We start from the raw sequence: 20862 nt of genomic DNA on the forward strand, positions 1-20862 counted from the left end.
ATCCCCCTCTTACTCACGATGACCAAGAGGGGGTTTACTACATCAATTCTTAGAACTATGAATACTATCGGCCGGTTTAGTTTTGGCAGGAACAAGATATGGATAATCTTTGACCATGCTTTGTCCTAAAAGAGGCTTATTGACACCCTGATGGCAAGTGGCGCAATTGGCTTTGGCTACATCACCATCTGGTCCCTTGCGGTTATCAGGGAAAGTAGATGCTAATGAATCTATATAGTTGGTATTTACATCTTTCAACATCTGAATACCATGCCAAGCTTGTACACGTTGCGGCGTACTCTGCTCCCAGCTGCTAAAGGCACGACTGTTATGGCAGTACGTACAATTGACCCCAAGAGAGTTCGCCATATGCGACATCACGCCATACACACTCTCGGTACTTTGTAGAGTTGCTTTATGTCCATTAGGCAATGCATCACCCCCAATAACACGCGCTGCACCGGCACCGGCCACGAAGTAGCTTCCAAAGGTGTTATTAGGTAAGGAGGCATAGGCACTACCTGCCGTTGGATCATTTTGACCATTCTTATTACCCAGCATATTACCGCCACGTTTTTCGACTGTATTGAACCAAACATTTTGCGGGATGTTATTACCACGGTGACAGGTATAGCAAGTTACACCTGTAGTTTTCACGTGATTATTCCAAGTGCCATTGATCTCTTGATTCATCAAGATCATTTTTCTAGCAACGGTCTTGGTGTACATGGAGTCATCGGCAAAGTTTTGAACGTTATGACAGTAAGCACAACCTTCTTTTGGAGCAACCCAAGCTGTCATAGACACCATGAAAGCACTGAACTGAGCAGCACTTAAGTTATTGAGCACCTTCACGTTCTGATAAACGGCCCCTGCCTTAGGTCCATCAGCCGATGCCGGAATACCCGCTGGCATTTCATTGAGCTTGGCCAGTTGAGCATCTGTTCTTGGATTATTAATCTCAGCCATACCAGTGCCTCGAAAGCCCATTTGCTTTGAGTCTATTGGCGGACGCTCACATGCGGTCAGCATTAAGATGCCCAGAATTCCTAATACGACTGTTAATTTATGATGTAGGTTCTTCATTTTTTCTCCCCTATAGCAATTGGAGCAACGGGCGCTGTAAGGGCAGGATCTGCCACTGTTCCATATATTGCTGGATAAGCGGGTGCAATGTTGTGCTTCACACCCCATAAATACCAGTTATCAACCACTGTTCCAGTCAACAAGATACCGATACCACCTGTCAGTGGCGTTAGTATTGCAAACCACCAGGCCCAACGGTGAATAGATTCCATGGTTGCATTGAAACCCATGGTCCATCTCCAAAACAGTGCGGCCCGCTCTGAAGCTGTACCACGATCAACAATTTGTTCGATTTCTCGCTCTCCACCAAAACGGCTCACCGCCAGAATGGTTGCACCGTGCATTGCGAATAAAAGAACTGATCCATATAAGAAAACAATCGAGAGCATATGGAAGGGGTTGTAAAACAAATTGCCGTAACGAATCGAGAGAGCGGCCGTCCAGTCCAAGTGAGAAAAGATGCCAAATGGCACTCCTTCACTCCAGCTACCCATTAATACAGGTCGAATCAGACCGAGCACTAAAAATAACCAGATTGCAGAAGCAAATGCCCAAGGTACATGGTTACCCATGCCAAGTGCTTGTGCGCGGCGGAAGGTTCTGAACCACCACAACATAATGGAGATTGTAGAAAAGAGACCCACAATCAGCCACCAGCCTCCTTCATTTAGAGGGGGAAAGCTAAGGCCATACTTTGGTGAGGGGGCATCCAGAGAAAGCCAGAACAGTTTTCTGACAAACTGCAGTGGATTCCACCCTACTTGTGCCCACATATTCATACCAATGATGAAAAATGCCGTCATGCCGAACATGAGTGACGCGACACCAAGCCGTCCCAGATAAACTGGTCCGATTTGAGCATTGCCTAGACGACCCAGTAAATGGCTAATCCCGATTGAGCGAGTTCGCTCACGCATATCGTATGCGTTAATGGGCACGCCGTGACTAGCAGGTCCAGTTACTTGAGTTTGAGTAAATAAGTTTTGATATTCCATAATGCTCTCCGCATATTTAATTCAGCTGAAAACTACCCCCAGATAGGCAAATTCAACCACCACGTCCACCACTCAGGCCATCCTTTTGTCCAGAAAGGCCCGCTGATCACGATACAAACTGCACTCCAAAAGACAGCTGCTAATGCCAGGAATAAACCGAGACGGTGAATTCCCAAGGTTCCTACTGAATAACCAATAATGTCCCTGAAGAAAGTATCTTCATGCTCTGGAGTTCTGACAGTCTGACCAGCGGCAGGATTGGTAGAAGACAGAACTAAAGCACCATGCAGGGCAAGCGCCAAGGTTGTAGTGAAGAATAAGGTCACCGCAATCATATGAGCCGGGTTGTAATGAAAGTGTAGGTATTGATAACCTGTATTGGATACCCAATCTAGGTGACTCAATATTCCATACGGGAATCCATGTCCCCATGCACCCATCAGTACTGGACGAATTACCACTAAGCTAAAGTACGCAAAAATTGCCATGCTAAATGCCAGCGGGACATGAAGACCCATACCCAGCTTTCTGGAGATCTCTACCTCGCGCAAGGCCCATGATCCGAATGCGCCTAAGGCACAAATCGTAATGATCTGCCAAAGTCCACCCTCCATCATGGGGGCTGGCCCGAGACCATACTTCAGATCGGGCGGAGCAATATTGATTTGCCAGGGATTAAAAACTCCAACCTGAGAGGTTCCCCAAAAAATCATTGCAGTCCCGAGAAACGTAAAGAAGACTGTAGTGACACCAAAAAATCCCACGTAAAACGGGCCTACCCAGAAATCAAATAGATCTCCACCGATAAGTGTCCCGCCGCGTACGCGGTATTTCTTTTCAAAGTTGAGCATGGCCATTTTGCGCTCCTTGCACTATGAGATTTTTCTCATAATTAATTAATATTGCGTAGACGAATCACTATCTCTAGAAATTCGTCTACGGTTTGTACATCTACTTACTTCTTCGCTGCAGAGATTGCTGCTTTGTACTGCTCTTGACTCATGCCATCCAACCATTTGTATTGAACAGTGCTCAATAAAATGAGATGAATCATCGCTGCCAAAGCAAAGAGAAAAACTCCCTGGGCAACCATTGCACGTAGTGGGTCGTATAACTTCCAAATTCTCCACATAATATTTCTCCTAATTTAAGTAAGACATAAAGCCGTAAACACCTGACTCCACTGATTTGAAGAAAGATCCTCCATCAGATCCAGAAAATAACCACGCCTTCTGGGAGGCAGGCAATACAACCAAAAAGAGAGCTGCCATAAAGATCACTACATAGCTAATTACAAAAATGATCTTGAACGACACCGTGTCGGGTAGATGATTCTTATTGATTAAATCCGTATTGGTCTTCATATAAAACACTCCTTTTAGTTGAATCTATTTACTATGTACTTACTGCTGCATCAAAAGAACCATGGACGCCATGCCCATACAAGTATGTGCGCGACGACAGCGATGGCAGTAAATCCAAGTAGACCTTGCACATAAAATGCATGGAATTCTTGAGCTTCTGCATCGGTAAGCCCAGATATAGATCTGTTTTCACTCATGATGACTACTCCTTGAGACTGACCTTACGGTCTTTTCTACATCACCCCTGTAGATTTGGGGATACAGCTTTACTACGCCATATACGTTGAGCCTTTTATTAAGGCAATTTCTTTTATCAAAAGTCATACTGTCTCTCCACTCAGGTGGGATAGCGTGGACTTTTGAACACAATCGACTGTCACTCTTTTAATATTCTGTTTGCGTGCCTCAAACTCAGCCACATCACGAATTCTTTTGGCAGCTGAAATTTGCGTCAGCACAGGCTGATTGCTAATTAATTTGTTCATCAATGCTTGAGCCTCTTCTTCCCAGGGAATAGAAGCGATCTGGCCTTGTATTCTTGCCGGGGTTGGATCCACTTTGTCCATCTCTGTTCCCAAGGGAAGGATGTGAAAGAGCGCATCAAATAATGAGTTACACACTTCTTGAATGAGATAGACCGCTCCGGAATAACCCATAAAAGGAGTGCCGGTATGGCGACGAATAATCGCGCCAGGAAAGGAGGCAGGAATATAGGAGAAGCGCGCATTAATTTCGCTTCCATACATCCGCTCGTTATAACTACCAAACATGACCAATGGTGTTTTCTTCTGCACCAGATCTTTTACTTCGACGTTATTCGTTTTATTACCTGGCAATCTAGAGACGGCAAAGTTACAAGGAAGACCCATCTCATCTTCCAAGAAATTACGCACACCACGGGTATAGGTTTCGTTAGCAACGATGGCAAAACTGGCTGTACCAAAGAAGTCTTGGGTTACAGAGCGCCATAAATCCCATGCTGGCTTGAGCGTGGTGTGCTTTTCTTTTTCGATAAAGCCCTCCACATCGATCTCGCAGAGCTCACCCAGCTTACGCAGGAAGGCTGTAGTAGATTGCATGCCAATTGGGGCCTGTAAATATGGGCGCTCGAGGGTCTCACACAGTAAGCGTCCATATTCGCGATACATGCAAATATTGACATCTGCATTGACCAACTTAGCCACATCGGCAAGATGAGAGCTCAATGGGAACACCATATTGACCTCTGCCCCTACACCCTCTACCAGACGTCGAATTTCTGCAAGGTCACTATATAAATTGAAGCTGCCATAAGCTGGCCCAATAATATTGACTCTAGGCTTTTCGCCTTCTGCTCTGACGCGCTGTGGAATCTTTTTGAGACCGTACTCGGTCCATAACCAATTCATGGCACGATTTGCGCACTGCCATTGATCTTCATCGATGGTTCTTGGCAAGAAACGCTTAATCCCAGTTCCCTCAGGAGTGACACCGCCGCCAATCATTTCAGCAATAGAGCCTGTAACGACTACTGCTGGTAAATTGGGGTCGAGCACCTTATGGGCCCGCTTCATAGATTCTTCAGTACCTTCTCTACCGAGCTGCTCTTCTGCTAATCCAGTGACTACAATCGGTAACTCATGAGGAGGTAATGCGTCGGTGTAATGCAATACTGAAGTAACCGGTAAATTTTCACAGCCGACGGGTCCATCAATCACTACCTGCAGCCCCTTGATGGCTGTAAAGACATACACAGCTCCCCAATAGCCGCCGGCGCGATCGTGATCAATGACTAGCATTAGCCCATCTCCTCCGCTTTTTGCTTAGCGATTGCCTTTTCTAACTTGCGGCGAACTTCAGCTTTGAATTCAGGGCGATCTACCGGCATGTCTTCCCATACACCAGTTGTATGCTCAGTACCGACGCCCTCAAAGAATTCAGTCATGTTATTGAATCGCTCTTTATTTGCTAGAGCAGCATTCACAACCTGAGCTAAGGAGCCTGCACCAGCAGCACCCATTAGCGGCCGTGCAGAAATTAAATTCGTAAAGTACAAGGATGGTATTGCCAATTCTTTTGCTTTTTGGACGACTGGCGTAGTACCAATCACTAAATCTGGAGAAAACTCCTTCATAGCGGCAAGATCTTGCTCAAGAGAGGCGCGATATTGCACATGGATGCCTCTAGATTCGAGCCAATCTAAGTCCTTGCTGCTCCAGACTGTTTTTGGACAAGCTGTTCCAACGTAGCGAACATCTGCCCCACTCTCAACCAATAGTCTGGCAACTAGCAGCTCTGAACCCTCGTAGCCGCTCACAGTGATTCGACCTTTAATAGGCTTAGCGCCTAGGGCTGCCTTGATCATCGGTAAAAACTTGGTTTTTGCATTACCAATTTTTTCAGCACTTACGTCACAAGCATTGCCTATCTCATCTAGCCAGTCAGCTGTACCGTCATAGCCGATGGGTGCAGACCCGACAATTTGTCTACCAGCAGTCTGAAACTCACGAATACTCGCTGTATAAAAAGGATGAATAGCAGCAACTACTTTGGAATCCATTGCCTGATACAGCTCACGCCATTCTCTGGTGGGAACAACCGTTCCGACAGCTAAACCCATTGGCTCAAGCATCATCCCGATACTAATAGGATCTACTGGGAACATTTCTCCAAGCAAGGTAATGGTTGGCTTTTCAGACACACCATTACGAGGGGCTTGAACTGGGCCACTCTCAATTTCATTACGTGCATAACGCAACATTGCGCTAGCTAAAACATCTTTGGCTTCGGCATGGGTAGGAACTCCAAAGCCAGGAACATCGATGCCAATAATACGTACGCCATTGATTTCTTTTGGTAGCAATTGAAGCGGTACACCACTAGCAGTTGGTACACATAAATTAATGATGACAATCGCATCATAGAGCTCAGGATTAGCTTCTTTGTACACGGCATCACGGATATCTTCGAATAACTTACCGGTTACCAAAGATTCAGAATTAAATGGTACGTAACCTACGCTGCGACGTGCGCCATAAAAATGCGAGGTAAAAGTTAATCCATAAACACAGCACGCAGAGCCCGACAGAATGGTGGATGTGCGACGCATTCTTAAGCCAACTCGCAATGACCCAAAGGCAGGACACATACTCTGCGGTTGATCATGCGGCCCTTTTGGGTAATCTTGAGCATATTGGCCCAGAATCTCACTCTTACTAGCGGTTTTTGCTGCAGCTAGCAATCCCTCTGCACCAGAGTGACAAGAAATCCCTGATACATCAGCAGATGCATTTTGAATTGGGATTACTTTGGATGATTTCATGTGGCTCTCAGTCTCTATGCTTTGTCATAAATTACTTCGAGGGTTGGCTTAATTACTTCATTTTTGCCAACCATGTCAAAAATCGTTGCAGGCTCTAGTACGACATTTCTACCGACTTGACTTGCAGAAAATAGTCCCAGTAAATCATCTGGAGCCATTGGTTTTGGTCGAACAGGTGGGGCCTCCGCAACATTTTTAGCCAACTCTTCAAAGAGTGGGCCCCATTGCGAATCTGGTCTACCGATGATTTCGTAACTGGCACTCTTTCTTCGAATATCGTCATTCGCAGGAATAACAGAAAGAACAGGAATTCCGACATGCTCAGCAAAGGCGGTTGCTTCACCAGTACCATCATCACGGTTGATGACCATACCAGCGACACCCACATTGCCACCAAGCTTCCTGAAATACTCCACTGCAGAGCAAACATTGTTTGCCACATAGAGAGACTGCAAATCATTACTTGCAACAACAATGACCTTCTGACACATATCGCGAGCAATTGGAAGACCGAAGCCACCGCAAACTACGTCACCCAAGAAATCGAGCAGCACATAATCAAAGCCCCAATCATGAAAGCCAAGCTTTTCTAAGGTTTCAAAACCATGGATGATTCCGCGTCCACCGCAGCCCCTACCTACCTCAGGTCCACCCAACTCCATGGCGTATACACCATCGCGTTTAAAGCAGACATCGCCAATTTTGACTTCTTCACCAGCTAATTTTTTCTTAGAGGATGTCTCGATGATGGTTGGGCATGCCTTACCGCCAAAGAGCAATGAAGTTGTGTCACTTTTAGGATCGCAACCAATCAGCAGTACTTTTTTACCTTGCTGCGCCATCATGTAAGACAGGTTAGCCAAGGTAAAACTTTTACCAATACCACCCTTGCCATAAATAGCAATGATTTGGGTTTCTTTTTTGATCTCGCCGGTATGAACCTGATCAGGCTCGATAGCAGCCTCTTTCTTTAATGCTGCGAATTGAATCGTAATTTCTTTTGGGACGCTTGGTGCATTCATGATGCTTCTCTCCAGTCAACAATCATTTTGAGACAATTTGGATCCTCAAATGCGGTGTGATAAGCCTCACCAATTGAACTTGGGGTTCTGTGATGCGTAATTAATCCCTGTAGATTGAGGTGTCCGCTGGAGATCATTTGTTTAACATCGGCTAAATCCTGCGGCGCCCACTGAGCGGCAATTCGGAACCTTGCCTCTTTCATGAAAGCCTTAGGAAAGTTAAATTGAATATCTTTGTTGTAAAAGCCAGCCAAGGTAATTTCTCCGCCAGGCAAGAGCTGTCCCACTAGTGAATTTAAGACGTCTACCTGACCACTAGCATCACAAATATTTTTGTACTTGCTTTCTTGATCTTCGCTAGGATTTACGACGGTGTAACCATCAGCCTTACCCATACGATCAGAGTTAATTTCCCAAACAACCGGGTGACCACCTAACATCACTGCAATTCTGGCAATCAAACGGCCTAGTACGCCATGCCCAACAATCAGATCTGGTTGTAAAGCCTTCTTACCTTGGGTCACGTGATATGCAGTTGCTGCCAGAGCCAGCAATACGCCCTCCTCACCAATTGTTTCTGGGAGGGCAATAATTCGCTCGCTTGGCACCACAACATGGGAGGAGGCACCACCAAACAACCCCTTCACATCACCAAAGCATTTAGCACCAGGCACGAACACCCGTTGGTTTAAGCTAAATTTAGATTTTTTGCCGACTTTAGTAATGCGGCCAACAGATTCATATCCAGGTACTAATGGATAGCCCATGCCAGGGAAATCAGGCATGGTTCCATTCCAAAGTAATTTTTCTGTCCCAGTGCTAATTCCGCTCCATTCAATCTGCACTACAACGTCCTCATCCCTTGGCTCATCAAGCAAAAGACGCTTTAAGCGAAGCTCGCCTGGAGACTCAAGTAAGACTGCTGTTGAATGAAGTTGATTGGGCATTTGTATATTTTTATTTACTTTGCTGTATGTAAACTAATTTATACATATTATAGGATAAGCGCATGGGTATTTACCCTAAATTAAGGGCTAATTAGCAAAACTTGGGCATTAATGGGCATGTTGGAGGGTAAAACCTCCACTTTTTTGAAGCCTGAATCGATTGCCAAGGCCGAAATCTCAAAAATACTCCTCGGTTTACCACGACCCATTGCCAATAGATAAAAACCGAAATAAGCCCGTCCCATCGCAGGGTGACCCGGTGTATCGGCCATCGGCTCAGCGATTAATAGCTTTCCATTGGGCGGGAGCGCTTCAAAAATCGAACGCAAAAGAATTTTTACGCGAGCATCGTCATGATCAAAGATCACCCGAATCAATGTAATCAAATCGGCGCCTTGGGGCAGTGGATCTTTAAAAAAATCACCGCCGTATACCTGAATATCTTTTTGTTTTTGGTCTTTCAAAAAACCATCTTGTGCAAGCTGCGCTACGCCTGGAAGGTCAAATAATTTTCTCTGTAATTGAGGTGCGTTTGAATGCACTCGCTTTAAAAATGTTCCTTGACCACCACCAACATCCAGAAGACATTGATGCCTCGAAAAATCGTATGCATCGACTACTTGATCAGCAACCAGCGGTAGTGATGCTGACATTAAATCTGAATAATTTTTTACGCGCTCTTTATCCAATAAAGATTCTTGCTCTTTTTCATCTTCAGAAACATAAGGCCAAAATTTTTGTAGATTTTTATTTTTAATACCGCCCGATAACAATAGCAAAGGGTCCTTAAGATCCTCATACAGCACGGTGTGATGCTCGATCATCGCAGACAATGCAGTGTTGCCAACCATAGGGGCGCCGAGTGTACCTAAGCCATACCTCTGATGAGAGCGCAGCTCTAGTAAATTAATAGATACCGCGCCATCGAGTAATTTCTGCAATGCGTCTAATTCAAGACTGCAATTATTTTTAATGAACCCAATTTCTAGTGGGCCATTTTTTAAGAGATTAAATACATTGATGCGAACACAAGCCAGCAGTATTTGTGTATAGACAAATCCAGCCATCAAATCAAAAAGTTGATTAGCTCTTTTTTTTGCAATTCGATTGATAAAAGGAATTTTTGAAACTGCGTTTTGAAAGCGACTACTTGCAATCAATTGATCTCTGTAGATACAGAGTTTTTCCCAAAGACTATATTCGCTAAAGCCTGCGTTGATCGTAGATGATTCTAGAAGTGACATGTTGATTGAACGATTCGAGTTTAGGCAAGCTGTCTTTGAGTTGCTATCGCAATTTGTCTCTCGCCACGCTCGAACCATGATGAAGGAAGTAGTCTCTCTGCTTCGAATGCCACCAATTTTTTAAGCGCCGCATCACCAGCGCAATTTGGGATAGAAAGGATTGCCTTTCCAACTAAAGAATCAAAGTGTTCCACTGCGCCATTGAGTCCTAATTCTTTTGCAGAGCTTGGGCGATGATGTTCTTCATCCTGGCCTGATGGCTTACCAAGAAACTTGGCATCTCCTAATACATCCCGAATATCGTCAGCAATTTGATAAGCCTCACCTAGCCATTCTCCCAAGCCCATCCAGGTTTGCGCATCAGCACCAGCAGCTTGTGCGCCGCTAGCTGTTGCGGCAGCAAACAGCGCGCCTGTTTTTGATCTTTGGTACTCACTCAGCACTGCTTGCGATTCGCACTCCCAGGATTGACCAGCAATAATTCCAAAGGGTGCCCCTACTCCCTCAGAAATTGTTTTGATAATGGGGGCTAAACGTTGCGCAGATCTTCTCGAAGCAGCAGCAACCGTTTGGTATGCCATCACGATCAGAGCATCGCCCGCTAGCACTGCCAGTCGCTCTCCAAACTCTTTATGGACTGAGGTTTGACCGCGACGCATTTCCGCATCGTCAAAGCAAGGCAAATCATCGTGTACCAGAGATCCACAGTGAATCATCTCAATAGCGATTGCACTTGCCATGGATAGTTGCGGATCATCGTTACCGCAAGCATGAGCCACCGCCAAAGTCAGTTGCGGCCTAATGCGCGCACCCCCAGGAAACACAGCATGTCTGATGGCTTTGCTCAATAAAGCCGGGCCTTTTGCTGACTCATGGGACTTCAATGCTTGCTCTAAGGCTCTATCTAAATGCTTGAGTGGTGACATGCTCTTGCCCCTAAAAGGAATAAATTACTTTGTCAAAATAAGAATACGATTTAATATGTAAAAAAATATAGACACTATTTGGAAAGCTGTCAAACCAATTTATTCGGGTAAACCCTTAATTTTTAAATGTAAGTTGCTGAGGATGATTAAAAGAGTTCCAAAAGATTGGCCCAATAGCACCTTTAGCCAGGAAGTTCAGGTCGGGGATTTGTTTTGGCACGTCCAAATTGCAGGAAACTCCCCCAGTCACCTGCTTTTACTTCACGGTACTGGGTCATCAGCACATACTTGGGGGTCAATCTTCACGGAGCTATCAAAGCATTTCACTGTGATTGCAGTCGACCTACCGGGTCACGGCTATACAAAAAACCTAGGCAATAAAACGCTAAGCCTAGATCAATTGGCCGATAAGCTCACCGACCTGAGGAAGGCTTTAAAGATTGATTATTTCGATAGCATTGTTGGCCACTCTGCTGGAGCAACACTGGCCTTAAGTTACGCACTAAAAAATAAACAGCCTAAGACGATTATTGGACTAAACCCCTCACTCATTAGCTTGCCCAATTTTTACAATAAGTTCGTAGCGCCATTTCTTAATCCGATTGTGACCTCATCATTTTTTACGGCCGTGTTGTCCGACTTACTGCCAAGGACAAATATGATCGATAGCCTATTGGATTCGACCAAATCAGTTCTTCCGGCAGAAAAAAGAGCGCACTATAAAACCCTTTTCAAAAGTGCTGATCACCTCAATGGGTCTATGAGTTTTATGGCTGGAGCAGACATACCAAGCCTTCTAAGTCAGTGCAAGAAAATTACTTCTCGGTTGACATTTATTGTCACGGAGAACGATGGATGGATTCCAATGAAACCACTTTGTGAGGTGATTAAAAAAGACTTTGTTAATCCTCATATCGTAGAGATCCAAGGGGGTCATTTATTCCATGAAGAATCAGAAAAACTAGCACTTGAATTCATTATGAGTGCCTTAACAGAAGATGAGGTGAAGCATGTTCACGCTAACTAATATCACACTATGCCTAGGCCTTGTAATTGGTCTAGGGCTTTTTATGAATGCCTGCATTAAGGGCAAGAAAGTCTTAAGCAAGCTTTCTCAAAAGAAAACTTATTGAACGCTAGCAAGCTGTATGGCGGCATGCGAGATCATCTTGCCAGAACCGCTGTAGGGTAAAGCCAAATATTGCGCAGCCATCATGTGAGAAAGCTCTTGCGCTAATACTTCGGGCTGAGGTGAGGTATCAACAAACAAAACGCAGTGATTTTTTAATCTCAGCTCTTTAGCCGCTAACAGAGCATCACTGTGAGCCTCAGATCTACCGCCTACTCCCTTGAGATTCACGTTTGCCTTGCCATCACTCAGGATGACAATAATGGGCGTCAAGCCTTTTCTCTTGAGCACTATAGCCATTTCATTTGCAGCTCTAAAACCTGCTGCCAGAGGGGTTCCTCCCCCACCTGGGAGTGTCGCTAGATTTCTTTTTGCCCTAACAAGTGATCGCGTCGGCGGCAGAATGAGCTCAGCTTTAGAACCCCTCATCGATAGCATGGCTACTTCATCACGGCGGATATAACACTGGGCCAGCAGTTGCTCCAAAGCGCCCTTTGCCTCAGCTAGGCGCTGTGTCGCAGAAGACCCTGATGCATCCACCAAGAAAATGGTGACCGTACCCCGTCTTTTTAGATACTGCTTGATATGTAAATCTTCAGACCGAAAATCAATTTTATTTTTTCCGGAACTGTATTGCTGTGAGCCGATATGTCTCTCGCGCAAACGCTGCCAAGGAATCGCAGCCCGAATACTTTTCAAAACATCTAAGCGCCGGCCACCTCCTGGCTGCCCCTTGCGCGAACTCATCGGCCTTCCACTGATAAAGCTATTTTGAGACTCGCCAGATTTTCCAGAAGTATGCGATGCGGCATTAGTTGAGCGAGCACCTTTTTTAGACCGAGCAAAGAAATCCTTAGGGACGGATGCTTTAGCTGCTGCAACCACGATATCTTCAAGCTCTTCCTGAGATGGTGGCTGGGGATTGGGTTGCTGATCCCCATCTTCTTGAGGATGATTGCTTTCTGAATTCTGATCTGGGTTCTGATCTGGGTTTTGATCGTCACTCTCTTCATCCTTGGAGTTTTCTCCATCATCCCGATTTGGCTGCTCTGCTTCTGGTGGTGCATGCAGTATTTTGGAATAGGTATATACCAAGCGCGCCGCATCAACCACTTCATCTTGGCTCACCTCTTGCAAACCACGCAATGCTGCCAAGGTCCTAGCTGTCTCCACTGCGAACTGGTTAGCCCTAAAAGAACCAATACCAATTTTGAGGGCTGATTTAGTCAGCACCTCGATGAAATCCACGCTACACACTACTCTGGATAATAGTTTTTTAGCGCTCTGAATGTCATCCGCATGAATCGCTAAATTCTCTTTCATATTAGCGAGAGAAAATTGATCAAGATAGACTTCAAAAGCCAATCTATCCATCATTCTCGGACTAAAACTATCGCCTGCAGCCTCTGATTCATCTAGAGCGATTACTCCAAATTCTGTACCATACGTAGTGCCGCTATCTAGGGCTTGTGAGATTAATGCGAGCACCTGAGTATCCATACGCTCAGCCATCGATAACAATAAGAAATTACCTTGAGCCTTCTCTAAAAGCCCTTTACTAAGGACTAAGGAGCCTTGATTGAGCGTAGCTTCAATGTCTAAGGAGCCCATTAACTGCTCTGCTACAAGGTTGGCAGGCGCCTTGATTAGACGAGCTGTTGGGGGACACAGAGCAGAGAAATAACTGAGCCATGAATCCCTCACAGGACCAAACTGACCCCTGAGACAGATACCTTTAAGTCCCCGAGGATTAATCGCTACTAGCGCAGCAACTACATTTGTATCAAACCACGCTACTTGATCTGAATTCACTTCGATGTGTCGGCAAAGAATTCTTGCATCGCGCGTTCAATGCGCACATTAGAACTACTGTCATCTAGAGGATTGCGACGAAGACGATGACCTAGAGCAATGGGGGCAATTTTCTTTAAGTGCTCTAAATTGGCTTTTTTCTTACCCTCATATGCAGCAAGTGCTCTTACCGCCCTTAATACTGTAAGCTCACCCCTTAAGCCGTCTGTACCTAAGTGCGCGCAAAGCTTGGTTGCCAGCTCAAGGAGGCTGTCATCAACCTCAACTTTATCCAGCATTTTTTTAGATTTGCTGATTTTTTTCTTCAGCTCTAATTCTTCTTCTTGGCATTGAGCGATAAATTGTTCGGGATTGCGTTCAAACTCATCGCGCTTTTTGATGATGGACACCCGCTCCTTAAAGTCTGTAGGGGTTCGCACTTCAATTGAGAGTCCAAAGCGATCTAGCATTTGGGGGCGAAGTTCACCCTCTTCAGGGTTGCCGCTTCCAATCAAAACAAAGCGTGCTGGATGCCGAATGCTCAAACCCTCACGCTCAATAATATTTTCTCCAGAAGCAGCAACGTCAATCAAGAGGTCTACCAAGTGATCCTCGAGCAAATTGACTTCATCAATATAAAGATAGCCGCGATTTGCTTTGGCCAGCAGTCCCGGCTCAAATGACTTGATTCCTTGTGTCAGTGCTTTTTCAATATCTAAGGCACCAACCACCCTATCTTCAGTAGCTCCTAAGGGGAGGTCAACTACAGGAACAGAAATCAGCTGTGATGAAAGCTTTTGTCCACTCGCTTTTTTAGCCAAGCAATCAGTACAAAGATTGCTGGAATCTGGATCACAGTGATAGTGGCATGCTGCAACCGACTTCATCTCAGGCAACAAGGAAGCCAAGGAGCGAATAGTGGTAGATTTTCCTGTACCGCGATCCCCAAAGATAAGTACTCCACCAATGGAAGGATCGATCGTACAGAGTATGATGGCAAGCTTCATTTCAGCTTGTGAGACTATTGCTGTGAACGGAAAATTAAGAGCCATCGCTATCCTAAGACAGATTAATATGTATTTTGAATTTTACTTAGAATAATGTAACTAAATGTAAGTGATAGCCCTTAATATTCCCAATTTTAACCTATTGAAAGAATTGAAATTCAAGTCTGATTGACCTATTTTTACAATTTAAAGCCTAGTAGCTGGGGGCTGAACCGCCCCAATATCGGCACCTAAAAGCGCCTCTTCACCATAGCACATCACATAGAAAAACCATCAATGTCTGAAAACGCAATACCGGCAAGCAAGAAGCTAAAAGCTTTAAAAACACTTTTGCCATTCATAAAACCCTACAAAAGACAGCTTTTCTTTGCAGGAATTAGCTTGGTGCTCGCTGCAGCAGCAACTCTAGTAATTCCACTGTGTTTTAGAACCATCATTGACCAGGGCTTTAGTGAGGCAAGCCAATCTCAAATAAACCGTACTTTTATTAATTTATTCGGGGCGGCAGTTGTGTTGGCATTTGCCAGCTCTTTGCGCTATTACCTCGTATCGTGGCTCGGGGAGAGGATCACCTGCGATATCCGAAAAAAAGTTTACTCTCATATCATTTCTCAAAGCCCTGAGTTTTTTGAGACTCAGCAAAGTGGTGAGATCCTCTCTCGCATTAATAATGACACCACCATCATTCAGATCCTTTTAGGTACTAGCATTTCAATGGCGGTGAGGAATGTATTTCTGTTGCTCGGCGGCATGGCAATGATGTTCATCACCAGCATTCAACTCTCCCTGCTGATTGTATTAACTCTCTTGCTTACAGTTGTTCCCATCGTCTTGATGGGGAAGAAAGTTCGGCAACTATCTAGAAACTCTCAAGACAAAATTGCCCTTACGTCCGCAATAGCTGGAGAAAAGATTAATGCAATCTTTACGGTTCAATCTTTTGCAAACGAAGAAAAAGAAATCAAAGTCTTCAATCAATCGGTCGAAAAATCATTTTTAGCATCAATCACTCGCAGTGCTGCACGGGGAAAGCTGACTTTTGTTGCCATCCTTTTAGGTTTTACCAGCATTATCTTAGTGCTATGGCTTGGTGCTTATGCAGTAAGCAATCAAGAGATATCTGGCGGTCAACTCACCCAGTTTTTTCTTTATGCGGTCATTGTTGCTGGTGCTATAGCGGCACTATCTGAAGTTCTTGGAGATGCCCAAAGAGCGATGGGTGCGGGTGAGCGACTGCTAGAGCTTTTGAACTCTCAATCTAAGGTAGTGAGTCCATCAACACCACATATCAGGACTCAGAGTGCAGATAAGGCCATTCATGTTCAGATCGAAAATCTCAGCTTTGCTTATTCATCAAACCCTAACCTCGTCCTTTCTGACATCAATCTGTCTATTGAGGCGGGCGAGAAAATTGCTCTAGTGGGCCCTTCAGGGTCTGGAAAAACAACCCTCTTTAAATTGATACAACGTTTCTATGATCCCCAATCGGGTTGCATCAAATTTGATCATGTCGATATTAGGGAGTTCAAGCTAGAAGACTTGAGAAGATTAATTGGAGTTGTGCCGCAGGACATCAGCATATTCTCTGAAAATGCCCTAGAGAATATTCGTTATGGCAAACAAAATGCAACTGATGATGAAGTGTATGAGGCGGCTCAGCAGGCTGCTGTAGATGAATTTATTTCTAGACTTCCAGAGCGCTATGAATCCTTTTTAGGAGATCGGGGAGTCAGATTATCTGGTGGACAGAAGCAGCGTATTGCGATAGCAAGAGCGCTACTGAAAAATCCTCCATTACTACTTTTAGATGAGGCAACAAGCTCACTGGATGCGGAATCAGAAAGGCTTGTCCAACAAGCTCTTGAAATTGCTATGAAGGGCAGAACCACCATTGTGATTGCGCATAGGCTCTCTACCGTTAAGCAGGCAGATCGAATTATTGTGATGGAGCATGGTCGAATTATTGAGACTGGCAACCATGCAAGTTTGATAGCCCAATCAGGGCTCTACTCACAACTAGCAAAATTACAATTTACAGATATGTAATACCGAGCCCCTTGGGGCTCCTCTTCAAACTCAGAAATTGAGTTTAGATACGAACCAGACGCAAGCAGCGATGGTTGAAAAAATACCTGTGAAGATCAAGATACCTGTGAGGTAAATATTTCTTGATTTGTCACGTATCAAACTTATGCGTTTTTGTTCCATTTGTATGTCCAAATTTCTACCAATTTTATGCATATTAATACATTTGGCTAAACGGCGCATGGCGCCTCAATAATGCCTCTTTAAAATGCTCACTTGATCAGTTTCTTACCTTCACCCCTTAGGGCTGCTAACAGGGGGTGGCCAACTGGAAAATTCACTTCCTCGATGGCAGCGCTCACCTCAGGCAAGCCTTTAAACAATTCCTTGTCGCCCTGAAAAACCATAGTCCACTTTTCAAAGTTTCTGGCACTAATGGCTTTCTTTTCAATTAATAGAATGTTTTTATGGCGATCATCTTTTTGAATTTTCTCCCACAATGCATCAATCACATCCTCTGGTCCCTCAATCACTTGACCAAATTGATTGTTTTCGAAGATGAGTGCGCCAGTAATTTCTAATCTGAGATTTCTCAAATAGGAGTGATAGAGAAGCCGCATAAGACCTAAAAAGGACATCCCTTGAACGGGTTCACTTACATAGGTTAATTCAATGAGTTTTGACATCCCCCCATACTATGGAGGAATAATGATAGTTTCTGTAGGCATATACCCTAAAGTAAGTGCCCGAAAGATTTGTACCTTCGCTTGCTATCTTCGATTAATCCCGCACTGTTATGAGGATTTCATTACGACGCATAAACGGTATAGACCAAGGGGGGTTATAGCGTGCAAATTGAGGATTTCCGATTACCTGCCATTGCTTAGTTTTAATCCACTCTTCTAATGCCTTGGTTTTTTCAAGGACTTTAGCTTCATTATAAAAACCAGAAAAGGTGATTGCAGCTCGTCTTTGCGCAGGTAACTCCCGAATAGTAACCAAAGGATTTAATGGCTTTGGTAGCGTCGCCATGGTGTACTCGGAGGGCATCACGAAAGAGAAGACCCATTGATTACTACCTTTCCCAGAATCCTTGCCTGCCTCAATACCTACCGGCACGGTCATCGCAATCTTGGTGCTTCGCGCTGCTTCAATGGCAACTGGAGCAGTCATGGAAATTTTTTCACTAACTTGGTTCTGCCCAAAAATGAAAGCCGCTATCAAACGAAATCCTTGGCTAGAAGCTGTATCTAAATCACCCTCTACTTTGACCTCAGCAACCAACTGAGGAGCATAAGTACGAAGCTCAAAGGGTTCTGATTTTTCAATAACAGTAAATTGAGGTTCTTCGGTTGCCATGACAGTACTCGCAATCAATATGCTAGTTAGGACTACTAAAATTCGGGAGAGGGGAATTTTCATAATCAATTAGTTACCAGGCTGAGTGAATAGTAAATCCCGATGCATCATATTGAATGTGGGCTTGCGCACCTACCGGCAAAGTGAGCTTTTCGGCTTGATGCCCGAACGGCAATCCTGTTAATACGGGAATATTCTCAGGAAGACGCTTGCTAATCGCTTCAATAGCTGTTTCTAGCGTATAGCCACGATCATTGTCATAAAGACGATAGGCTGAAAATCCACCCAAGAGAATGGCACCTTGATTGGCTAAGATGCCTGCATCCAATAATTGCATCAACATCCGCTCAATCCGATATGGATGTTCATTCACATCCTCTAGAAACAAAATTCCACCTTGAGTTTGCTGCTGATGTGGCAAGTAAGGCGTGCCAACTAGGCCTGCTAGTACTGTTAAGTTCCCACCCCAGAGCATTCCGGATGCCTTGCCTGAGGCAGGCTTTCTTAAAAAGGGTTGCGCAGTCTGAATAGTGCAATCTAATTTACGCTCTTCAATTGCCTTCTGAAAATGCGCCCACATAAAATCATTAGGCGTAATGCCCTCGCTTTGTTCACCTTGGCACGCAAAATCAAAATTAAGCATGGGTCCGGCCAAAGTGACTGCGCCAGTTTTAGCTAACAAACCCAACTGAAAGGTGGTGAAATCGCTGTGCCCGCAAATCTGCAGACCGCTCTTAATGGCATTACTAATCGCACTCCACTCAATGTTTGGGAGCAGGCGATGCAATCCGTAGCCACCGCGCATAGCGATAACAACGCTATTGGGAGAGAGTGTGGCGAGTTGATTAATTTCAGCTAAACGCTCGGCATCCGAGCCAGAAAAACGTTGATGTGCACGCTTTGTACAAGCGATATTAAGAACTTCAATGCCTTGCTTCTGAAGCCATTCGATTCCAGCTAATGGGCTGCTTGTATCTAAGCTCGCCCCGGAAGGAGCAATTAAATGAATTGACTTCAACGCCGTTCCTTAAAAAAATTGCGCAGTATTTGCCCACACTCTTCACTCATGATGCCACCTTCAACCTGAGTCTGGTGGTTAATCTGCTTTTCTGAGAATACATTGAGCACACTTCCTGCGGCACCAGTTTTAGGATCCGCAGCACCAAATACCACGCGCTCCACTCTGGCATGTAGCATCGCTCCGGCACACATGGTGCAGGGTTCTAGTGTGACGTAAAGAGTTGTACCAGGTAGACGATAGTTTGATTCATCTTGAGCCGCGGAGCGCAATGCCATCATCTCGGCATGGGCGCTAGGATCGCTATTGCCGATCGGCTGATTAAAGCCTCTTGAGATTACTTGATCATCCCGAACCAATACAGCACCTACAGGCACTTCACCAGCCGCGGCAGCCAGCTTGGCTTGTTCCAAAGCTTGCTGCATAAATTGACGATCAAGCTCTGCTTGCATATTGCTTTTTATGAGTGAGAAACGTCAGCCCAACAATTGGGGGTTTCATAAAGACGAATAGATGCCAACTTAAGGCGGCCATCAAAAGCCTTTTCAAAAACAGGCTTTAGCACTCCAAAGGCTGCGCTAGCTAAGTTCTCAACAGTAGGCACATGCTCCATCACTACCGTCTTGTGGTTGGGGATGGAATTTAAATAATCCACTAATCCAGCATCCTCTTTGGCCACCAAAAATGCGTGATCCCAAGGCTCCACCACATATTGATTAGTAAGACGCTTAATATCTCCAAAGTCCAAGACCATGCCATCATCCGCTTTGCCAGGATGATCTGCAACCACACCGGTGAGTGTGACTTCAATTGCATAGCGATGGCCATGTAGGTGACGACACTGCCCATCATGATTCGGAATGCGATGACCTGCATCAAACTCAAGTCGACGGGTAATGGAAATAGCTTCTTGCTTTGTGCTCATTTTATTTTTTCTTAGTGCTTATAAATTACTTGATCAGGCTTTTATCGAATGCCAATGATCTTATGGGTCTGAACACTCAAACGCCACAAGGGACGCTTCTGACAGAGGCGTACTGCTAATGCGAGATTGTCTTGGAGGTTGGGGCCATCCATCGCCTGCAAGAAACGATTGCGATAATCCATTTTTTCAAACCGAGCCAATAAGGTTTCGATAGAAGTGTGTCCAGCCTGAGGTACTACCAACTTCATCTCATCAGCCTGCAACACAATGAGTTCAGACCCTGCTTTAGGGCTGACGCAGACCCAATCAACTCCCTTGGGAACCTTGATTGTTCCGTTCGTCTCAATGGCGATCGCAAAGCCCTTGGCATGCAGAGCTTCGATTAATGCAGTATCTAATTGCAGTAAAGGCTCGCCACCCGTAAAGACAACGTAGCGTTGTTGCGGTCCAGCAGAGGTACTGATCCATACCTGTTCAATGGTATCGGCCAATAGAGAGGCAGTTTCAAACTTTCCACCACCAGCACCATTAGTCCCAACAAAGTCGGTATCGCAAAATTGGCAAACTGCAGTAGCGCGATCTTCTTCGCGACCGCTCCACAGATTGCAGCCAGAAAAACGACAAAATATAGCCGCACGACCAGCGTGGGCGCCCTCACCCTGGAGGGTTGGAAAGAGTTCTTTTACGGTATACATAGCTAAGTCTCGATTTTAAGCGCTTTGC

The 20862-nt window shown here is 45.0% G+C and carries 22 protein-coding genes; 2 read left to right on the plus strand and 20 right to left on the minus strand.

Going from position 1 to position 20862, the window contains the following annotated elements; genetic code table 11:
• Window positions 1-42: 42 nt before the first annotated feature.
• The 12 genes from pufC to C2747_RS06990 all read right to left on the minus strand — a co-directional run bounded on the left by pufC (window position 43) and on the right by C2747_RS06990 (window position 10885).
• A complete protein-coding gene (pufC, locus tag C2747_RS06935; protein WP_215330878.1) occupies window positions 43-1086 on the minus strand; it encodes a photosynthetic reaction center cytochrome PufC in 1044 nt (347 codons plus the stop codon).
• A complete protein-coding gene (gene pufM / locus C2747_RS06940; RefSeq protein WP_251374724.1) occupies window positions 1083-2081 on the minus strand; it encodes a photosynthetic reaction center subunit M in 999 nt (332 codons plus the stop codon). The genes pufC and pufM overlap by 4 nt, the downstream gene beginning before the upstream one ends.
• Window positions 2082-2113: 32 nt before the next feature.
• On the minus strand, window positions 2114-2938 hold the full coding sequence (gene pufL / locus C2747_RS06945; protein WP_215330879.1) for a photosynthetic reaction center subunit L: 825 nt from the start codon (window positions 2936-2938) through the stop codon (window positions 2114-2116).
• 98 nt (window positions 2939-3036) lie between these two features.
• Window positions 3037-3213, minus strand: coding sequence for a light-harvesting antenna LH1, alpha subunit (gene pufA / locus C2747_RS06950; RefSeq protein ID WP_071608677.1), 177 nt, complete (start codon window positions 3211-3213; stop codon window positions 3037-3039).
• A 10-nt stretch (window positions 3214-3223) separates the two neighbouring features.
• Window positions 3224-3445, minus strand: coding sequence for a hypothetical protein (locus C2747_RS06955; protein ID WP_215330880.1), 222 nt, complete (start codon window positions 3443-3445; stop codon window positions 3224-3226).
• Window positions 3446-3495: 50 nt separating this feature from the next.
• Window positions 3496-3642: a light-harvesting antenna LH1, beta subunit gene (gene pufB, locus C2747_RS06960; RefSeq protein ID WP_046330418.1), complete on the minus strand. Its 147-nt coding sequence runs from the start codon at window positions 3640-3642 to the stop codon at window positions 3496-3498.
• Between the two features lie 123 nt (window positions 3643-3765).
• A complete protein-coding gene (gene bchZ / locus C2747_RS06965) occupies window positions 3766-5223 on the minus strand; it encodes a chlorophyllide a reductase subunit Z (protein WP_215330881.1) in 1458 nt (485 codons plus the stop codon).
• On the minus strand, window positions 5223-6746 hold the full coding sequence (gene bchY / locus C2747_RS06970; RefSeq protein WP_215330882.1) for a chlorophyllide a reductase subunit Y: 1524 nt from the start codon (window positions 6744-6746) through the stop codon (window positions 5223-5225). Before bchY ends, bchZ begins: the two co-directional genes overlap by 1 nt.
• Window positions 6747-6760: 14 nt before the next feature.
• On the minus strand, window positions 6761-7768 hold the full coding sequence (locus tag C2747_RS06975) for a chlorophyllide a reductase iron protein subunit X (RefSeq protein WP_215330883.1): 1008 nt from the start codon (window positions 7766-7768) through the stop codon (window positions 6761-6763).
• Window positions 7765-8715 (minus strand): chlorophyll synthesis pathway protein BchC, encoded by a 951-nt coding sequence (gene bchC, locus C2747_RS06980; protein ID WP_215330884.1) that lies wholly within the window; start codon window positions 8713-8715, stop codon window positions 7765-7767. Before bchC ends, C2747_RS06975 begins: the two co-directional genes overlap by 4 nt.
• Before the next feature lie 80 nt (window positions 8716-8795).
• Window positions 8796-9959: a methyltransferase gene (locus C2747_RS06985; RefSeq protein WP_215330885.1), complete on the minus strand. Its 1164-nt coding sequence runs from the start codon at window positions 9957-9959 to the stop codon at window positions 8796-8798.
• Window positions 9960-9979: 20 nt separating this feature from the next.
• Window positions 9980-10885 carry a polyprenyl synthetase family protein gene (locus C2747_RS06990; RefSeq protein ID WP_215330886.1) on the minus strand — a complete coding sequence of 302 codons (906 nt, stop codon included), beginning with the start codon at window positions 10883-10885 and terminating at the stop codon, window positions 9980-9982.
• Between the two features lie 142 nt (window positions 10886-11027).
• Here C2747_RS06990 and C2747_RS06995 point away from each other — a divergent pair, with 142 nt between their 5' ends.
• The gene (locus C2747_RS06995; RefSeq protein WP_215330887.1) at window positions 11028-11912 is read left to right on the plus strand and encodes an alpha/beta fold hydrolase; all 885 of its coding nucleotides are present in this window, start codon (window positions 11028-11030) and stop codon (window positions 11910-11912) included.
• A gap of 99 nt (window positions 11913-12011) precedes the next feature.
• On the opposite strand, the gene C2747_RS07000 is transcribed toward C2747_RS06995, so the two are convergent.
• Together C2747_RS07000 and bchI are read right to left on the minus strand one after the other, a co-directional pair.
• The gene (locus C2747_RS07000) at window positions 12012-13826 is read right to left on the minus strand and encodes a magnesium chelatase subunit D (RefSeq protein WP_215330888.1); all 1815 of its coding nucleotides are present in this window, start codon (window positions 13824-13826) and stop codon (window positions 12012-12014) included.
• On the minus strand, window positions 13823-14857 hold the full coding sequence (gene bchI, locus C2747_RS07005; RefSeq protein ID WP_215330889.1) for a magnesium chelatase ATPase subunit I: 1035 nt from the start codon (window positions 14855-14857) through the stop codon (window positions 13823-13825). Before bchI ends, C2747_RS07000 begins: the two co-directional genes overlap by 4 nt.
• Window positions 14858-15088: 231 nt before the next feature.
• Here bchI and C2747_RS07010 point away from each other — a divergent pair, with 231 nt between their 5' ends.
• A complete protein-coding gene (locus tag C2747_RS07010; protein WP_215330890.1) occupies window positions 15089-16858 on the plus strand; it encodes an ABC transporter transmembrane domain-containing protein in 1770 nt (589 codons plus the stop codon).
• Between the two features lie 251 nt (window positions 16859-17109).
• On the opposite strand, the gene C2747_RS07015 is transcribed toward C2747_RS07010, so the two are convergent.
• From C2747_RS07015 to queE, 6 genes are all read right to left on the minus strand, one after another.
• The gene (locus C2747_RS07015) at window positions 17110-17523 is read right to left on the minus strand and encodes a BLUF domain-containing protein (RefSeq protein WP_215330891.1); all 414 of its coding nucleotides are present in this window, start codon (window positions 17521-17523) and stop codon (window positions 17110-17112) included.
• Between the two features lie 94 nt (window positions 17524-17617).
• Window positions 17618-18196: an SOUL family heme-binding protein gene (locus tag C2747_RS07020; RefSeq protein ID WP_215330892.1), complete on the minus strand. Its 579-nt coding sequence runs from the start codon at window positions 18194-18196 to the stop codon at window positions 17618-17620.
• Between the two features lie 73 nt (window positions 18197-18269).
• On the minus strand, window positions 18270-19214 hold the full coding sequence (locus C2747_RS07025; RefSeq protein ID WP_215330893.1) for an LD-carboxypeptidase: 945 nt from the start codon (window positions 19212-19214) through the stop codon (window positions 18270-18272).
• Window positions 19211-19666, minus strand: a complete 456-nt coding sequence (gene tadA, locus C2747_RS07030) for a tRNA adenosine(34) deaminase TadA (RefSeq protein WP_215330894.1) — start codon at window positions 19664-19666, stop codon at window positions 19211-19213. Before tadA ends, C2747_RS07025 begins: the two co-directional genes overlap by 4 nt.
• 8 nt (window positions 19667-19674) lie before the next feature.
• On the minus strand, window positions 19675-20139 hold the full coding sequence (gene queD, locus C2747_RS07035) for a 6-carboxytetrahydropterin synthase QueD (RefSeq protein ID WP_215330895.1): 465 nt from the start codon (window positions 20137-20139) through the stop codon (window positions 19675-19677).
• Between the two features lie 41 nt (window positions 20140-20180).
• A complete protein-coding gene (gene queE, locus C2747_RS07040; RefSeq protein WP_215330896.1) occupies window positions 20181-20834 on the minus strand; it encodes a 7-carboxy-7-deazaguanine synthase in 654 nt (217 codons plus the stop codon).
• Window positions 20835-20862 lie beyond the last annotated feature (28 nt).

The sequence above is a fragment of the Polynucleobacter corsicus genome (assembly GCF_018688255.1).
Lineage (GTDB): Bacteria > Pseudomonadota > Gammaproteobacteria > Burkholderiales > Burkholderiaceae > Polynucleobacter > Polynucleobacter corsicus.

What these genes read in the sequence shown, in the direction of transcription:
- pufB (WP_046330418.1), bottom strand. Translation starts at nt 3,642, where the DNA reads ATGAGTGAAAACAGATCTATATCTGGGCTTACCGATGCAGAAGCTCAA.
- C2747_RS07015 (WP_215330891.1), bottom strand. Translation starts at nt 17,523, where the DNA reads ATGTCAAAACTCATTGAATTAACCTATGTAAGTGAACCCGTTCAAGGG.
- bchC (WP_215330884.1), bottom strand. Translation starts at nt 8,715, where the DNA reads ATGCCCAATCAACTTCATTCAACAGCAGTCTTACTTGAGTCTCCAGGC.
- pufC (WP_215330878.1), bottom strand. Translation starts at nt 1,086, where the DNA reads ATGAAGAACCTACATCATAAATTAACAGTCGTATTAGGAATTCTGGGC.
- tadA (WP_215330894.1), bottom strand. Translation starts at nt 19,666, where the DNA reads ATGCAAGCAGAGCTTGATCGTCAATTTATGCAGCAAGCTTTGGAACAA.
- C2747_RS06975 (WP_215330883.1), bottom strand. Translation starts at nt 7,768, where the DNA reads ATGAATGCACCAAGCGTCCCAAAAGAAATTACGATTCAATTCGCAGCA.
- queD (WP_215330895.1), bottom strand. Translation starts at nt 20,139, where the DNA reads ATGAGCACAAAGCAAGAAGCTATTTCCATTACCCGTCGACTTGAGTTT.
- C2747_RS06995 (WP_215330887.1), top strand. Translation starts at nt 11,028, where the DNA reads ATGATTAAAAGAGTTCCAAAAGATTGGCCCAATAGCACCTTTAGCCAG.
- C2747_RS06955 (WP_215330880.1), bottom strand. Translation starts at nt 3,445, where the DNA reads ATGAAGACCAATACGGATTTAATCAATAAGAATCATCTACCCGACACG.
- C2747_RS06985 (WP_215330885.1), bottom strand. Translation starts at nt 9,959, where the DNA reads ATGTCACTTCTAGAATCATCTACGATCAACGCAGGCTTTAGCGAATAT.
- C2747_RS07020 (WP_215330892.1), bottom strand. Translation starts at nt 18,196, where the DNA reads ATGGCAACCGAAGAACCTCAATTTACTGTTATTGAAAAATCAGAACCC.
- pufA (WP_071608677.1), bottom strand. Translation starts at nt 3,213, where the DNA reads ATGTGGAGAATTTGGAAGTTATACGACCCACTACGTGCAATGGTTGCC.
- bchZ (WP_215330881.1), bottom strand. Translation starts at nt 5,223, where the DNA reads ATGCTAGTCATTGATCACGATCGCGCCGGCGGCTATTGGGGAGCTGTG.
- bchI (WP_215330889.1), bottom strand. Translation starts at nt 14,857, where the DNA reads ATGGCTCTTAATTTTCCGTTCACAGCAATAGTCTCACAAGCTGAAATG.
- pufL (WP_215330879.1), bottom strand. Translation starts at nt 2,938, where the DNA reads ATGGCCATGCTCAACTTTGAAAAGAAATACCGCGTACGCGGCGGGACA.
- bchY (WP_215330882.1), bottom strand. Translation starts at nt 6,746, where the DNA reads ATGAAATCATCCAAAGTAATCCCAATTCAAAATGCATCTGCTGATGTA.
- queE (WP_215330896.1), bottom strand. Translation starts at nt 20,834, where the DNA reads ATGTATACCGTAAAAGAACTCTTTCCAACCCTCCAGGGTGAGGGCGCC.
- C2747_RS06990 (WP_215330886.1), bottom strand. Translation starts at nt 10,885, where the DNA reads ATGTCACCACTCAAGCATTTAGATAGAGCCTTAGAGCAAGCATTGAAG.
- C2747_RS07010 (WP_215330890.1), top strand. Translation starts at nt 15,089, where the DNA reads ATGTCTGAAAACGCAATACCGGCAAGCAAGAAGCTAAAAGCTTTAAAA.
- pufM (WP_251374724.1), bottom strand. Translation starts at nt 2,081, where the DNA reads ATGGAATATCAAAACTTATTTACTCAAACTCAAGTAACTGGACCTGCT.